This window comes from Streptomyces sp. NPDC057010 (assembly GCF_042673805.1).
In the GTDB taxonomy this organism is placed as follows: domain Bacteria; phylum Actinomycetota; class Actinomycetes; order Streptomycetales; family Streptomycetaceae; genus Streptomyces.
In genome coordinates this window covers 84,968-102,017 of sequence record NZ_JBHUSC010000013.1, presented here as the reverse complement: position 1 = coordinate 102,017, position 17,050 = coordinate 84,968, and the positions used below count along the sequence as shown (strand labels likewise).

General features: G+C 68.5%; 5 protein-coding genes. 3 read left to right on the top strand and 2 right to left on the bottom strand.

Going from position 1 to position 17,050, the window contains the following annotated elements; translation table 11 throughout:
• Nucleotides 1-115: 115 nt before the first annotated feature.
• Together ACFTXQ_RS15330 and ACFTXQ_RS15325 are read right to left on the bottom strand one after the other, a co-directional pair.
• A complete protein-coding gene (locus ACFTXQ_RS15330) occupies nucleotides 116-457 on the bottom strand; it encodes a hypothetical protein (RefSeq protein ID WP_382640691.1) in 342 nt (113 codons plus the stop codon).
• A complete protein-coding gene (locus ACFTXQ_RS15325) occupies nucleotides 454-7,401 on the bottom strand; it encodes a polymorphic toxin-type HINT domain-containing protein (protein ID WP_382640688.1) in 6,948 nt (2,315 codons plus the stop codon). Before ACFTXQ_RS15325 ends, ACFTXQ_RS15330 begins: the two co-directional genes overlap by 4 nt.
• 658 nt (nucleotides 7,402-8,059) lie before the next feature.
• On the opposite strand from ACFTXQ_RS15325, the gene ACFTXQ_RS15320 reads away from it, so the two are divergent.
• The 3 genes from ACFTXQ_RS15320 to ACFTXQ_RS15310 all read left to right on the top strand — a co-directional run bounded on the left by ACFTXQ_RS15320 (nucleotide 8,060) and on the right by ACFTXQ_RS15310 (nucleotide 17,022).
• Nucleotides 8,060-12,364, top strand: a complete 4,305-nt coding sequence (locus ACFTXQ_RS15320) for a ricin-type beta-trefoil lectin domain protein (protein ID WP_382640686.1) — start codon at nucleotides 8,060-8,062, stop codon at nucleotides 12,362-12,364.
• A gap of 325 nt (nucleotides 12,365-12,689) precedes the next feature.
• Nucleotides 12,690-14,696, top strand: a complete 2,007-nt coding sequence (locus tag ACFTXQ_RS15315) for an ABC transporter ATP-binding protein (RefSeq protein ID WP_382640683.1) — start codon at nucleotides 12,690-12,692, stop codon at nucleotides 14,694-14,696.
• A gap of 109 nt (nucleotides 14,697-14,805) precedes the next feature.
• Nucleotides 14,806-17,022, top strand: coding sequence for a germacradienol/geosmin synthase (locus tag ACFTXQ_RS15310; RefSeq protein WP_382640680.1), 2,217 nt, complete (start codon nucleotides 14,806-14,808; stop codon nucleotides 17,020-17,022).
• Nucleotides 17,023-17,050: the final 28 nt, after the last annotated feature.

Sequence of the window (17,050 nt, the reverse complement as noted above, 5' to 3'; positions counted from 1 at the left end):
CCCCACCCCTTCAACCTCAGCGTCAACTACTGCCGTCAGGCGCCCCCAGCGCACGCAAGCGGCCCCACCAGAATAGAATATGGTGGGGCCGCTCGATTTCCATTCTTGTTCAGCATCAGGCGGCTGATGCAACACCACGGTAGTAATCGGCGGCTTGCTTCAACGCGAGAGCCAACGACGGCAATCCTTCAGAGTGACGCCATTCACGAGTTCCTTCTTGGCAAGATCGCCACACACGGACGTATTCGTCATCAAGTTCTGACGATCGAACGATCATTTCGTCGAACTCGGAATCCGAAAATTTCCGCTTACCTCGATCAAAGAATCGCTCGTTAAGCTCTTCGCGCGCAACGAGAAGTTCACCAACTCGACGAAGGTGCAATCCACCAACGATCGGGCTGACAATAATCTCCGCCAATACTCTGGTGTACTGCGACGGGCCGCCCACTTGACTCACCCTCTGTTCATCCTTCCTCGTAGCACGGCCATCCCGCGACGCCCTTCAGGGAGATTGACCCCGCCAGCCCGCAGGATGTCGACACAATAGGTCACGCAGTTATTATCAAACCCGTCGTACCCGCTAAGGTCCGCACCTATGGTCCCCCTCTGAGCCTTGTAGGCAGCTTCTGCGTCGGGGAGGTCGAAAGTGAGCGACCTCGTGTTAGGCCCAAGATCATCAGCGATCGCGATCGCGCCCGTGGTCGCACGGCCGTTAAGTCCCCCCTGCCTGGTGGGAGGCCCGTGGATAAACTGCTCAGTGAGCCGCGATCGACCGTCTGCCATGTCAATTCGAATCACGGCATGTCCAGTAGGCGGAACATCGGGATCGTAGAACACGGTAGCGGTACCACCACAATTGTGGACCAGGACCGGCGTGGCGCCTGCGAGCACATAGTACGTGTGGAAGTCGTCGACCGTGAGGTTGTGAGTGGTAACTGCGAAGGGGTAGTTGCGGCTTGCCTGGACGGTGAGGGTGGTGCCACTGGGCTGGCGGAGCTGCTCGCCCGGGGTGAAGTCGCCGGCGTCGAGCCACTGGTGGCGGGTCTCACTCCAGTGCGGGTGGTGAGAAGTGGATGTGAGGGCTACAGGCGGGCCGCGAGGGTTGGCGTCGTCTGTCAGGGTGAGGTCGGTGAATTCCTTGTCGTCGGGGGTGGTAATGGTCGCCGTGACCGTCTTGGATTCGGTTTCGCCCGTCTGGGGGTCCGTGGCCAGGACCTTGTCGCCTACCTCGACGTCCTCGATGGCCTTGGTCGTGCCATCGGCCATCTGGACGCGCGTGCCCGTGGGGAAGCTGTTCGTCTTGACGGGGCAGGACGCTCCCGCATCAGAGTCGCCGGCGCGTGAGTCTGATCCTCCACCGCTGGATTCAGCGTCGGCTTCGCTCTTACTTGCTTTGCTCTCGGTGCTTGCGGAATCGCTGGCTTTCTCCGTCGCTGCTTTCTCGTCCGCTGCCTTACGCGCTTGTGCTGCCGCTGCGGCCGCTTCGTCTTCGGCCTTCTTAGCCTTGGAAAAGGCTTCCACCGCCTTGGCGGCTCTGCGCTCGGCGGCATTGACGGCGTCGTAGGCCTTGTTCATCTCCTTGTAGATCTTGAAGGCTTTGATGCCGACCTTGATGGCCTTGAGGACCTTGCCCCACGGGACCGCGTTCAGGGCCGTGTTGATGCAGGCCATGACGTCGCCCTTGGTGAAGCAGTCGCGGGCGTCGTTGTAGCCGATGAGGTCGCCGATCAGGTCGATGACGGCGTGCTTCAGGTCATCGCGCCGCTTCTTCGCCTGATTGAGGTCGTTGGTGGCGTCGTCCAGCGCCTTCTTGGTATGCCCTGTCCCACCGGTGTTATCGCCAGCGTTGGGCGTGGGGTAAATTCTAGGACCGCCGTGACCGGAATCCTTGTTGTTCTGACATTCTTCTGGATTGTCACAGCTGTTCTTGAGGCCGCTGGGGTCGGACGAGTTGAGTGGGGTGTTGTTCGCGTAGGCGTATGCGTTCCACTGCTGTGGATCGCCTGGGTCGATGATGGGGTCCGGGCTGATGAAGCGGCCGGTGGTGGGGTCGTATTCGCGGGCACCCAGGAGGGTGAAGCCCGTGGCCTTCTCCTTCGTGCCGCCCACGAAGCCCTTGTCACCCTCCCAGGCGCCCGGGGCGGGCTGGGCGCCGCGTTCGTTGCCGAAGGGGTCGGTCGGGCGGCGGACCTGGGCGAGGTCGGCTGCGTTGAACTGGACGCCGTTGGTGCCGTGGTGGTCCGAGGACTGGTAGGACAGCGTGGACACGCCGGCCGCCGTACTGCGGGTGATGGACAGGCCGCCAGGGGCTCCGTAGGTGCGGATGTTGGAGACCTTGCCGGTGGCAGTGTCCAGGGTGAGCTGGTCGATGCCGAGGTTGAGTGTGGTCTTGCCCGGGTCACGGCGGATGAGCTGGTTGCCGCTGGTGTCGTAGAGGTAGCTGGTACCCGCACTCTCGCCGGTGCCAGTGATCTTGTCGAGCTTGCCCTGGTCGTTCCAGGTCAGGGTCTTGGTGCCCGGGGTGCTGGTGATGGACGCCGTGTTGCCCGTGGCGTCGTAGGTGTAGGTGGTGGCCTTAGTGCCCGTGCTGCTGGTCTCCGTGGAGGTCATCAGCGCGTGCGGGCCGCCCGTGCCGCCGCCCGTCTTCGGGTCGGTGGACGGGGTGTTCGGGCCGGAGCCGAAGGTCTGGGTGACCGTCGTGTCCTTGGCCGTGGCGCCGGTGACGTCCTTCTTCACCAGCTTGGTGCGGTTGCCGAGCTTGTCGTACTCGTACTGCTGCCAGTACGGCGCCGGACCACCCACGCTCGGCTTGCCCGCGCCGTCCACCTTCGGGCCGGTGCTGTTGGTGCAGCCGCCGATACCGCGCACGCTGGGCTGAGGTGCCGTCGTGGTGGCGCCCGTGTCGGTCCAGGCCTGGGTGAGGCGGCCGAGGTAGTCGGTGGTGAAGCACTGCAGGTCACGGGCGGCGCCGTCCTGCGTGTTGTTGATCGACGTCAGCTGACCCACACGGTTGTAGGTGTAGTCGATGACATCGACGCTGGCCGTCGCCGCGGTCTGCTTGTCCAGGGTGGAGCGGACCGGCCGGCCAGTGGCCTGGTCGTAGTCGACGGTGGAGACGATCTGCCGGCCCGTATCGCCGACAGTGGTACGGATGGCGCGACCGTACGGGTCGTAGCGCATGTCCACCACGTATGGCGTGATCTGCGATCCGATGGTGCTGTCGAGTGAGGTGAAGCTGCCTACCGAGTTGACGCCGTAGGTGAGCGTCTCGGCGGTCAGTCCCGCTTCGGTGATCTCCGGAAGAGCCGTGGTCTTGAGCTGCCCGAAGGTGTCGTAGGTGTTCGTGGTCTCGTAGGTGCCCGCCAGTTCCTTCTCGGACTCCGGGATGGTGACCTTGGTGCCGCTAGGGCGGTAACCGACGTCGTACCCGGTGATCTCGGAGGTGTACGCACTGCCCGAAGCACCGCCCACGAAGCGCGTGGTGGTTGAGGGTTTGCCGAGAACCTTGGTGTCGTAGGTGAAGGATCCGACCTGCTTGGCCGGGTCGACGACCGCTCCCTCGTACGTGGCGGTCGTACGTCCGAGGAGGTCGCTGACGCTCGTGGCGCTCTTGCCGCGGGCGTCGGAGGTCGTGACGAGGTTCTTGCTGTCGTCGTAGACGGTGGTGGCGATACCGGAGTCCGGGTCGGTGGTCTTCACCGTGCGGCCGAGCAGGTCGTAGGCGAAGGTCCACTCGTTGCCGGCGGAGTCCTTCCGGGACAGCTCCTTGCCTTGGGTGTTGCTGACGTACGTGGTCTCGTCGTAGTTGCCGGTGGGAGTGTTGGACTTGTACTGGCGCAGGACCGAGGTCAGTCCGTTGGTGATGGTCGCCGTGGCGTAGCCGCCGGCCGGCGGGATGGTGCGGACCTCATCCGCGCCCGGGTACTCCGTCTTCGACCGCCACTGCTCGGCACCGTAGGACTGGAATACGGATGCGGTGGTGCGGCCGAGCCCGTCGAAGACGGAGACGGTCTGGGCAGGGATCTTGCTGTCGGGGTTGACCCCGCCGTTTGGCAGGAACAGTGCCCCACCGGGACCCTGCTCGTCGTTGTAGTACGGCGCGCTGGTCTTGACCTGCCAGCCGTGCGAGTCGAAGAGCGCGTCGGTTACCAGACGACCGGTGACTCCGGAAGGAGTGTGGGCCTGGGTCTGGCGGACGCGGCCGAGGCCATCGTAAATCGTGTAGCTGTTGATGTACTTGTTGTCGTTCATGAGCGCCTGGCTCAGAACGGTGGTCGGCGCGTTCGTGCCGTTCATGGAGTACGAGAACTTGCGGACCGGAAGGTCGGTTTCGCGGTTCTGGCCGGGCTGCCAGATGCCGACAATCCGTCCGAGTGCGTCATAGCTCCGGTACCCGGTGCGACCGTTCTCATCCTTCGTGATCGTGGGCAGCGCGCGACCGTGGTCGATGTTGGTGGACGACTTCCAGCCGAGCGGGTTGGTGTGGATCACCTCGGTCGGGAGATGGCCGGTTGCCGGCTTGTACTCGGTCTTCGTCACCGCGCCGTTGGGGTGAGCGGCATCCTTGCGGACCTTGTTCGTGCTGCTGGTCACGCGGCCGTACGCGTCGTACGTGGACGTGATGTTGAGCCGGTAGACCGGCTTGCCGGCCGCGTCGTACTTCTCCAGAACCTCGGTGCCGGTCTGATCGGCCTTCGTGTCCGCCTGGCCGAGCGCCTTGCCGTCGAAGTAGCTGCGGGTGTCTCCGACCGTGTTGGCAGCGGTCGGCGTCTGACCGCAGGCTCCCGTCAGGATCAGCGTCCGCGAAGCGAGCTGCGTGGGCGCGCCACCGGGGCCGGCGGCGTACTCGAAGGAGGTACACAGGCGTTGGTCCGCGCGCGCGAGGTCGCTGTTGTCGTCGACCTGTACAGGACGCGAGAAGAGGGTGTCGTCGTACGTGGAGGTGCGCTCGCTGGTGCGCCAGGCGCCGCTGGCGAGCTTGGCGCGCGTGGTGACCTTGCTGGTGTTCATCGCCCGCGCGGTGATGGCGGGCATGCCACCGGACTGGGCGCGGGTGGCGGTGACAGGGCCGAGCCAGGGCGTGGAGACCTCGTCGGCGACGACGGTGCCGCCGTCGCGGTCGTACGTCTGGGTCTGGCGGACGAAGCCGGAAAGGGCGTATTCGTCCTTGATGGTGCCGCCCTGGTCATCGGCGACGCTTACGCTCCGCTTGGTGCCGTTGGCGAGGACGTCGCCGTCCATGCCGCGGAGGAAGGTCGCCACCGACTTGGTGCGCGGCGCCTCGGCCGCGTTGCCGTTGCCCGTACGGGTGGTGACGGTGGCGTAGCCTCGGAACTGGTCCCACGTACGGGTCTTGGGGTCGGTGAACTCGGAGTCGTTGCGGTGCCAGGCGATGCCGCCGCCGTACTCGTAGTCGGTGACGACGCTGATCTGGCCGGCGACCATGTCCTGCTGGGTGACCGACTGGACGACGATCTTGTTGAACCAGTCGTTGACCGGGTCCGGGTAGGACTGGCCCGGCAGGTACCACTTGACCGGCATGCAGGCCATCGTGTTGCCGTCCTCGGAGGACGGCATGGTGCCCTTGACCCGCGAGCATTCGGGGGCCTTGTAGACCACGTTGATGCGGCCACCGGTCTCGGTGGTGATCGTCTGGATGCGCGGGCGGTTGTAGCGGGAGGTGCTGGCCTCGGTGCCGTCGGGGCGCTTGACGACGCCGTCGACGCGGTTGGCCATCTGCACCGGGGCGAAGAGGACCGGCGGTACGGTCTTCGCCGTCCGCGCGTTCGTACCGGTGCGCTGGACGGAGTTGAGCCACAGGGTCGGCGAGGTGCCGTCGCCCGGGTCGGCCCAGATGTGGTTCAGAGCGTAGGAGTCGACGGGCCGGTACTCGGTGCTGCTGAGGACCTCGGTATCGATCTTCGTCAGACGCTTGGTGGAGAAGTAGGTGGGCGACAGGTTCAAGCACTGGCCGGTGGCCGGGCACTCCTGGTCGACCGGGGTGTCGCCCCAGGCCTTGGCGTTGTTCTTGCGCTGGTCCGGGTCGCAGGCGGTACCCGCCTCGAGGCAGCGATCAGCGGGGCGCAGCAATACCTGGGCGGCCGGCTTGGCGGCGCCCTTGGCGGCTATCTGCTCCGGGAGGCGCTGGCCGTAGCCGATCCAGGTCGGGTACGAGGCGCGCTGGTACTGGGTGTTGGTACCGGTGCCGTTGTTCTGGCCGCCACCGCGCCCGTAGTAGTTGTTCTCCTGGTCGTAGCGGTAGGAGACCAGGTTCTGGTGCGGGTCCACGACGTAGTCGAGGTTCCACTGCCAGCCCAGCTGCTGCCAGGTGCCGTTGGCCGGGGTCTCGGCGCCCAGGCACTTGTCCTGACCGCTGTTGAAGTACACCGGGACCGTCGAGACCGACTTCGCCTCCGGGTCGGTGCCGTCACCGCCCGGCAGGCGGTTCGAGCCGAAGTAGTACTGGGTGCCGTCGGTCGTGGTGACCCTGAAGCCCTCGCCCTTCCAGGCCGAGTTGCGCTGGCCGGTCAGCCGCTCGATCTTCGTACCGTCCTCACCCTGGAGGCGGTACTGGCACGTCGTGTCGTCGCGGACGATCTGACCCGCGTGGCCGGCCATGGACAGGGAGAGGATGTCGCCGGCCCAGCACTCGTCACCCGAGTCCTTGATGCCCGCGTCCTTGCAGCCCTTGTACGAGCGGGAGATCGAGCCGGGGCTCCAGTCCCAGCCCTCGCCGATCAGGCCCGACTGCGCGTTCGTGGACGCGGTACGGCCGTCGATCGACGAGGAGTCGTAGCCGAGCACGACGCTCGGGGCCGCCCCCGCGATGGCGGACGGGACCTCGACGGTGTAGCCGTAGGTGAAGTTCGCCGCGTTTGCGCCGGCCTGCCACGAGGCGGAGGGCAGCAGCGGTGTCGCGGAGTAGTCACCGAGGTTGCCGGACGGTCCCGGCTCCACCGCGAGGGCCACGCCCTGGGCGGCCAGTACCTGCGGAGCCGAGGAGGGCTCGGACGCCGTGCCCGGCTGCGACTTCAGGAGGCTGCTGGGAGCTGCCGGGCTCTTGGCCACCGCCACCTCCGCCACCAGGCGCCCGGAGGCGTCGCGGTGCGAGGTGACCGGGATACGGGTGGTACAGCCGGCCGCGCCGGGAGTCGTCAGGGCACATGCGGGCAGCTGCACCAGCCGGGCACGGTCGGCCCAGTTGGCACCCGCGCCCTTCGCCCATGCCGAGACGTCCAGGCCGACTTCGACCTTGCCTGTGGCGGCAACGCCCACTGGGTCGGTCAGCGCGATCAGTGCCCCGTTCACTCCGGCGGCGCGGGCCTTGGCCTGCTCCTTCACCTCGACGCTGAGACTGCCCGCGCCAGGGGCGGAGGGCGAGGTGGCGAGCTCGGACAGCAAAGCCGTCGACTTTGCGTCATTCCCGGGTGCGATCCAGACAGGCAGGTCGCCTGCCCGAACGGAACCGGACCCACCGGTGGGCTTCGATGCGGGGCGGGAGCCGACTTCGACCCGATTCACCCCCGCGGGAATTTTCGATTTATCGGCGGGCTTCCAGACACGGGCAGCAGGCACCTTTTCGGCCGTGGACTTGGCGTCCGCCCCCTTGACCGGTTTCACGCCGGGCAGCGCGGTGTTCGGCGGCACCCACACCTTCGGCGGTTTGTCCGCCGCCTGGACCACGGGGAGACCCAGGCCGGAAACTAGGACGGTGAGGGCTGCGGCTACCGCGACCCGTGCTCTGCCACGTTTTGAGCGCATGGCGAAGCGACTCCGATGTGACAACTGGATCCCCCCACAGGAAACAGGTACAGGAAATCGTCCCGGGCCAGGAGGGTCCGGATCATGCGGCACTCTACGAAGCGCGTGTTCGATATGTAAGGGGATTTTAAGAATCGCCCCGGTGGCTCGAATCAGCTGCGGACAAGGTGTAACCACATGCCGCGAATCAGGCGCGCGACGTGGCAAATACCTGACGAACTGTTGACAAGTTTGCAGATCGGAAGGAACCGTGCCTCTGACTTGTGTACATTGACCGCTCACAGCGAGGACCTCCGCCATGAGGCCTGCACTTCCTTCGCACCGTTCCAGCTCGGGGGGCTTCCGCAGAAGACGGCCCCCCGGCACACTCACCCTGCCGCTCGTCGGCGCCGCCGTACTCGCCCTCGGGTCCGGCCTGCTGACCGGTTTCCCCGCCTACGCCGATGAAGCGCGCGGCCATGGCCCCGCCGACACTTCCTGGCCCACCCCGGCGCCCCGGCCTCCCTCGGCGGAGGCGTCGGCGATCGACACGGCGAGGGGCCAGGCCAAGAGCAGCGGCAAGCCGGTCCTCATCGACCATCTGACGACCGCCAGTTCACAGACCTTCGCCACCCCCGACGGGACGCTCACCACCGAGACCGCCCTCGAACCGGAGCGCGTGAAGAACGCCTCCGGACTCTGGCAGAAAGTCGACGCAACCCTGCGGGTCGAGGCCGACGGCACCGTGGCACCCGCGGCCGTCCCCTCTCCGCTCAGCTTCTCGGGCGGTGGAACCGGTGCGATGGCGACGATGACGACCGCAGACGGCATGAAGCTCGCCCTCAAGGCGCCCTTCCCACTGCCCAAGCCCGCCCTCAACGGGGACAGCGCCCTCTACTCGTCTGTGCTGCCGGGCGTGGACCTCGAACTGACCGCCACTCGCGCCGGTGGCTGGCGCCAGGTGCTGATCGTCCGCACCGCCGAGGCCGCGGCCAGTCCCGCCCTCAAGAAGCTGCGGTTCCCTGTCGAGGCCAACGGTCTGACCGTGAGCGCTGACGACGCCGGCAACCTCAAGGCGGCAGACGCGCAGGGCAACGCCCGGTTCACCGCCCCGACCCCGCTCATGTGGGACTCGACTCGTCCCGGGCAGGCTGGTTCCGGTGCCGGCTCGAAGTCGGCGGCCGCCTTGGCCAAACAGTCCGCTCCGGCCGACGGCATCTCGACACCGTCGAGTGCCCACGGCCCCGGTGCAGGTGCCGGGGTCCAGCGGATCGCCACGAGCGTCGACGCCCAGGGCCTCCAGCTCGTCCCCGACAGCACCCTGCTCACTCAGGGCACCGGCCCGTGGTACATCGACCCGGGCTGGGCCCCGAACGTCAGCAATGCCAATCAGGCCTGGGCCCAGGTCCAGGAAGCGTACGAGGACACCAACGAGTTCAACGGGACCCAATACGGCCAGGACATGCCTGCCACCGGCTACTGCGGTTACAACGTGGGCAACCCTCCGTGCGATGGCATCGGCAGGACCCGCGCCTACTTCCAGATCGGCGTCGACTCGCGCCTCTACAACACGGAGATCCTCGGCGCGCGGTTCGAGGCGAACGTGGTCTCCTCGTCGAGCCCGAGCACGGTCACCCCGATGGGCTTGTACTCCACCGGCTACATCGGCAACCCGACCAGTTGGAACAGGCAGCCCTGCGACAAGAACTCGCACATGGGCGGCTGCACCAAGATCGCCGGTATCAGCATGTCGGGCTCCGGGGGCATCGCCTTCGACGTCAAGGACCTCGTGAAGACAGCGGTCCGCTACCAGTGGCCCACCATCACCCTGGGCCTCGCCCCCGACGACGAGTACAACAAGTACTACCGTCAGCGGTTCGACAACAGCCCGCGCATCGTCGTCGAGTACGACATCACGCCGACCGTCTCGGCTCCGCGCACCAGCCCCACCCCTGGATTCGCCGACACGAACTCCTACGCCGGGTGCCGCACTCCCGGAACCACCAACCCCTGGGACAACCCGGGCTGGGTCGGCTCCAACAACAACGTCATCCTCACGACCGACACGTACTCGGCCACCGGACTGCAGTTGTGGACGGCGTTCAAGGTCTGGGACGACGACGACGGCGGAAAGGGCTTCTCCGCGGAAAGCGGCTGGAACGGCAGCAGCGGCCCCGTCAGTGTCGACGTCGGCCCGCTGATCGACGGACACCAGTACGGCTGGCATTCCCGCGACGCCGACGGCTTCCTGACCAGCGCCGACAGCGAGTACTGCTTCTTCCGGGTCGACCGCACGCCGCCGACCGCCTCCGTCACCTCCACGGACTTCCCCGCATCCGGCACCATCGGGGCGCACCCGAAGCTCGCCGGCCAGGAGGGAACCTTCACCCTCACCGGCGCCGACCGGGCCCCGGCAACCGGCAACCGCACCTCCGGTCTGGCCTGCGCGCGCTGGACCACCGATCCCGTCAAGGCCGCAGCCACCGGCTGGAAGTGCACTGATGCCGGTGTCATCAAACTGACCGGCGGCAAGGCCACCATCAAGGTCACGCCCCCGCACTGGGGCACCAACTACGTGTACCTGCAGACCCAGGACAACGCGGGCAACATGTCCCAGCCGTTCGTCTACAGCTACTACGCGCCGAACAACCCCGACGCGGGCAAGCCTGTCTTCGGGGACATCAACGGCGACCGGAAGCCTGACGTTCTGCTGCCGGACACCTCCGGCAACCTTCGCAAGATCGCGGGCGGCGAGGACCCGTACGGTGCTCCCAACGCCGACATCAAGGCGGCCCCGGGCAACACCGGCAACTGGAACAGCATCCAGATCAGCCACCGGGGCAGCTTCGGACGTAAGACCGTGGACGATCTCTTCGCCCACGAGCCCGGCAAGGCCAACCTCTACCTCTACACCAACGACAACGCCGGCCGGTTCGACGGGCAGGCACCCGGCGCCGTCAGCAAGCCCACCGCTTGCATCACCCCGGCCAACACCACGATCGACTGCGCAGCCCACGGCTACGGCGCCGACTGGGCCAAGGTGACCCAGATCGCGGCGTTCGGCTCGACCTCAGGTGATTCCGGCGCCACTCCCGACAGCCTGCCCCTTACCTCCCTCGTTTTCATCGAGAGCGGACGGCTGTGGCTGGGCACGGCGGGCACCACCAACGCCTTCTCTCCGCAAGCCATCCTGCTCTCGGCCGACGACACCAAGTGGGACGGATACGAGCTCATAGCCCCCGGCCGGGCGCAGGGAACCGACTTCCCCACCCTGTGGGCCCGCTCCAAGGCCGACGGCAGCCTCCACGCCTTCTCGGTGAAGGGCACCGCACAGGCCCCCGACCTGACCGGCTTCACCAACCCGGCCGCAGGCCTGGTCTCGGGCAAGATCGACCCGAAGGCCTACCCGCGGGTCGGCTCCGACGGTGACCTGAGCGGCGACGGCATTCCGGACCTGTGGGCCGTCGACGCCAACCAGCAACTCGTCGCTTTCAACGGTGTCGGCACCGCCGCGCCGTATCCGTCCGTCACGGGCGTCGACACGACGGCCATCGCTCTGGGCAACCTCAACATGCCCAAAGCCCAGTGGAAGCTGACCGGACAGAGCGGCACCACCACCCCGGCAGCGGTCGGCAACTACCCCGCGACCACGGCCGGCGTCACCTTCCCCGCCGACACCATCGCGGGCCGGTCGACCTCGTACGCGGCCTTCAGCGGGGCGGGCTCCACGGTCACCACCGCGGCTCCGGTGATCGACAGCCGCAAGAGCTTCACCATCAGCACCTGGGCCAAGCCCGGCGCCGCGGGCGGCATCGTCGCCTCCCAGGACGGCACACGGAACAGCTCGTTCATCCTCTACGGCGAAGCCTCGGGTTACTGGCGCTTCGCTCTGGCCCACGCCGACGCCGACGGCTGGCCGTTCGACTTCACGGACGTGGTCAACGAACAGGCCAGACTCGTCCCGGACGCGTGGACCCGCCTCACCGCCGTCTACAACGCCGACACGGGCGTGATGAGCCTCTACGTCAACGGCACCCTGGCCGGCTCCGGCCGGCACCAGGCCTCCACCAGCCCGGCGCCGAGCGGCCCGTTCGTCCTCGGCCGATACCAGGTCAGCGGAAGCCCCCGGGACAGCTACACCGGCGGCATCAGCAACCTGGCCGTCTACCCGTACGCGCCCGCCGGCACCGCTCCCCAGGCCACCGGTCCCATCAGCCTGACCGCCTCCGGTGGCAACTGTGTCGACAACTACAGGAACAACCTGGTCGACGGGAACAAGATCGAGATCTTCGCATGCAACGGCGGCGCCGCCCAGCAGTTCCAGATCCGCAGGGACGGCACCATCCAGAACCAGGGCATGTGTCTCAACGCCGCCAATGGCGGAACCGAGAACCGCACCCTCATCGAGCTGCACACGTGCAACCCCGGCGTAACCGGCCAGCAGTTCCACCCCCGGGCTGACGGGTCCGTCTACCACCCCGCCTCCGGCCGGTGCCTGGACCTGGGCAACATGAACACCACGCCCGAAACCCAGCTCTGGCTCTGGGACTGCAACCCGAGCGCTGCCCAGCGCTGGACCATCCCCACCCTCGGTACAGCCCCTCTCCCGGTACCCGCCCCGTAACCCACACGCACCGCGCCCACAACAGAGGCCTCGTCCACCCGGGCGGGGCCTCCGCGTGTCCCTGGCGCGCAATCCCTCGAAGGGGGGCATGACCACCCCCGGGTGGTTCGAACGCCGGGTCACGGGGCTGGGACCGGCCGTCCCTTGGGGTTCGGGGGCGGCTCGCAACTGCGTGCGGGCGTTCGCTCCCGGCGGGCCGTGACGCCGCTCTGAGCAGCCACGTTCTTCCGGCGTCAGTTCGCAGCCGCTGCGCCTCGGGAGGAAACTTGCGATCCGTGCACGTTCATGTGGTGTTCGAGCAGGAAGCGGGCGGAGGTGGCCGCGCATGAGGCTCCTCCGCAGGCCCGAGAGCGTTCAGCCCGCCGTCTCCGAGAGCGAGCGGCGCCTCTTCGGCGGGCCCCTGCGCTACGACGCCGGCTGGTCCAACCACGACTACGCCCGGCTGGAGAGCCGGCTCCTGGCCACCCTGCGGTCCATGCCCCGCATGGTCGGCGGGACCCTGCGCCTCGCCTGGGAGACCGACCGGCGCGCCCTGCTCACCGTCGCCGTCGCCGAGGCCGGGCAGGGGGTCACCTCCGCCGTCGGGCTGCTCGTGCTGAGCGGGGTGCTCCGTACGCTGCTCGGCGCGGGGAGCACCGCCGAGCGGCTGCACGACGCCGTGCCCGCCCTCGCCGCCGGGGCGCTGGTCGCCGTACTGGGCGCCGTACTGGCCTCGCGGTCCACGGCGGCCGCCGGGCGGCTGGAGCCCAAGGTGGAGCGGGCCGCGTACGAGCAGTACCTGAAGGCGGCCGTGGAGGTGGAGCTCGAAGCCATCGAGGACGGGGAGTTCCGGCGGCTGCTCGACAGCGCCCAGTGGGGGCCGCCCTCGGCCCGCCGGACGGTCGGGGCGTGTGTGGCCACCCTCGGCGGGGTCATCTCGCTCGTGGCGACCGCCGGGGTGCTGACCGTCCTGCATCCGCTGTTGCTGCCCATGCTGCTGCTGATCGCCGCCCCGCGCGGCTGGGGCGCGATGCGGGTGGCCCAGCGCCGCTACCTGTCCGTGATCACCTGGGTGGAGCACGTACGGGCCGCCCGGCTCATCGGCCAGCTGCTGATCTCCCGTACGTCGGCCCCCGAGGTCCGCGTGCACGGCGTGGGCCGCTATCTGCTGGGCCACTACCGCAACATGGCCGAGCACGCCGAGGGCGAGGCCACCCGCCTCGCCAAGGACAAGGCCACGACCGAACTGCTCGCCGCCGCGCTCTCCGGCGCCGCCGCCCTCGTCACGTACGGGGCGATGGGCGCGCTGATCGTCTCCGGCCGGATGGACCTGGCCGTCGCCGGGACGGCCGTCATCGCGGTGCGCACCGGCTCGGCGAGCCTCGGGGCACTGGTGAGCACCACCAACACCCTGCACGAGGAGTCCCTGTACGTCAGGGACCTGGAGCGGTTCGTCGCCGCGGCCGCCCGCCGCGCGATCCCGGCCGGCGGGCTGCCGCTGCCGGCGCGGCTGGGCACGCTGCGGCTCGACGACGTGTGCTTCAGCTATCCGGACCGGGCCGAACCGGCCCTCTCCGGGGTCTCCCTGACCATCGAGGCGGGCAGCGTGGTCGCGCTGGTCGGCGAGAACGGTTCCGGGAAGAGCACCCTCGTCAAACTCCTCGCCGGACTGCACCTGCCCGACTCCGGATCGCTGACCTGGGACGGGGTCGAGGTGCGGGAGGCGGACCGGGAGCAGGTCTTCGACCGGGTCGCCCTCCTCACCCAGGACTTCGAGCGGTGGCCGGTGACCGCCCGGACCAACATCTCCATCGGCCGGCCCGGCACCGAGAGCCCGGAGCGCTCCGTGGACCAGGCGGCCGAAGTGGTCGCCGCCGCCCGCTACTCCGGGGCCGACCGGATCGTCGAGAAGCTGCCGAACGGCTACGAGACCCTGCTCGCCCGGGTGTTCAGGGGCGCCTCGGAGCTGTCCGGCGGCCAGTGGCAGAAGTTCGGCCTGGCCCGCACCCGCTTCCGCGACGCCCGCGTCATCGTCGTGGACGAGCCCACCTCGGCGCTCGATCCGGAGGCGGAGATCGCCGCGTTCGACAGCATCCGGGGCCTCGCCGGGCCACGGCGGGCGGTCGTCCTCGTCACGCACCGCATGTCGGGGGTGCGCTTCGCCGACGTCATCTACGTCCTGCACGAGGGCCGGCTCGTCGAACAGGGCAGCCACGAGGAACTGTTGGCCCGGGGCGGCCGCTACGCGACCATGTTCCGGCTCCAGGCCGAGCAGTACGGGCAGGACGCCCGGACGCCGGCGCCCGTCCCCCGGCAGGGCGGCGCGCCCCGGAACGACCCGTCCGTCACCTGATGCGGTGAACTTCCCCTTATCCCGCGGGCTCCGGGGGTAGGGCACTGCTGATCTTGCGGGGGCCGGTCGCAGCCGGTCCCCGCACCCAGGACGAAAGGCCGGCCCCGCCGTGACGCAGCCGTTCCAACTGCCGGACTTCTACGTGCCCTATCCGGCGCGACTGAACCCCCACCTGGAGGACGCGCGGGTCCACACCGTGCAGTGGGCGCGCGCACTCGGCATGCTGGAGGGCTCCGGGGTCTGGGAGCAGAGCGACCTCGACTCGCACGACTACGCGCTGCTGTGCGCGTACACCCACCCCGACTGCGACGGCGAGGCGCTGTCCCTGGTCACCGACTGGTACGTGTGGGTGTTCTTCTTCGACGACCACTTCCTGGAGACGTTCAAGCGCTCGCAGGACCGCGAGGGCGCCCGGGCCTATCTCGACCGGCTCGCCGCCTTCATGCCGATGGACCTGGCCGACGGATTCCCGGAGCCCGTCAATCCGGTGGAGGCGGGCCTCGCCGACCTGTGGGAGCGGACCGTCCCGGCGATGTCCGCCGACTGGCGGGAACGGTTCTCCGAGTCCACGAGGAACCTCCTCGACGAGTCCATGTGGGAGCTCGCCAACATCGGCATCGGCCGGGTGCCGAACCCCCTCGAATACATCGAGATGCGCCGGAAGGTCGGCGGCGCCCCCTGGTCGGCCGGCCTGATCGAGTACGTCGGCGCCGAGGTCCCCGCACGGGTGGCCCGCTCGCGCCAGCTGGGCGTGCTGCGCGACGCCTTCTCCGACGCCGTGCACATCAGGAACGACATCTTCTCCTACCAGCGCGAGGTCACGGACGAGGGCGAGCTCTCCAACGCCGTCCTGGTCCTGGAGACCTTCCTCGGCTGCACCACCCAGGAGGCCGCCGAGGCCGCCAACGACCTCCTGACCTCGCGCCTCCAGCAGTTCGAGCAGACCGCGCTGGCCGAGCTCCCGCAGCTCTTCGCCGAGCACGCCATGACGCCGGAGGAGATCGCGGCGGTCCTCGTCTACACCAAGGGCCTGCAGGACTGGCAGTCCGGCGGCCACGAGTGGCACACCGTCTCCGGCCGCTACATGAATGAGCAGGCCAGGAGCGCCACCCCGGTCACCGTGCCCTTCCTTCCGAGCGGGCTCGGCACCGCCGCCCTCGACCTGGGCTCCGTCTTCACCAGGCGCTCGATGGAGCTGCGCCGCCGTTCCTTCAGCCACGTCCCGTACGAGCGCACCGGCCCTTCCGTCATCCCCGACATCTACATGCCGCATCCGCTCACCCTCAACCCCCACCTGCCGTACGCACGCCGGGAACTGGTGGTGTGGGCGCGGCGGACGGGTCTGCTGGACCCGCAGCCGGGCGACCCGGGTTCGGTGATCTGGAACGAGGAGAAGCTGCGCGGCCTCGACTTCGCGCTCGCCGCGGCCGGAGTCGACCCGGACGCCTCGCCCGGGGCGCTCTTCCTCACCGCCGCCTGGCTCGCCTGGGGAACGTACGCGGACGACTACTACCCGGCGGTCTTCGGCCGGGGCAGGAACCCGGCGGCCGCCAAGGCCGCCACGGCGCGCCTGGTCTCCATGGCCCCCGTCGACCACGCCGGCCAGGCGGCGCCGGTGACGGCGATGGAGCGCGCGCTCGCCGACCTGTGGGTGCGCACCACCGCCGGCATGCCCGCGCACACCCGCACCGCGTTCCGGGACGCGCTGGTGGAGATGCTGGAGAGCTGGGTGTGGGAGGTGGACAACCTGGTCCACAACCGCATTCCGGACCCGGTGGACTACGCCGAGATGCGCCGCCTGACCTTCGGCACCCGCCTGACCATGCTCCTGTGCCGGATCGGGCACGGGGGCCGGGGCATTGCCGAGGACATCTACGCCTCGGGGACCGTCCGTTCGCTGGAGAACGCGGTCGCGGACGCGGCCTGCCTCCTCAACGACATCCACTCCTACCAGAAGGAGGTGGAGTTCGAGGGCGACGTCCACAACTACATCCTCGTGACCCGGAACTTCTTCGACGTCGGCTATCCGGAGGCCCTGAGGATCTGTCACGCGCTGATGACCCAGCGCACCGAGGAGTTCGAGCACATCGTCGCGAACCAGCTGCCGCTGCTCTGCGACGACCGCAAGCTCGGCGCCGACGGGCGCGCGGCGCTCGACGCGTACGTGGGCGAGCTGAAGGACTGGCACGCCGGGATCCTCAACTGGCACCGGACGGTGCCCCGTTACCGCGAGGAGGATCCGCACCGGATGCCCGACGCGCTGTCCACCGCCGTCCGGAGCTCCGGCTTCGGCATGTCGGCGACACGGATCTCGCTGCCCGCCTGATCCGGGTGTCCGGCGGGGGCGGACCGCT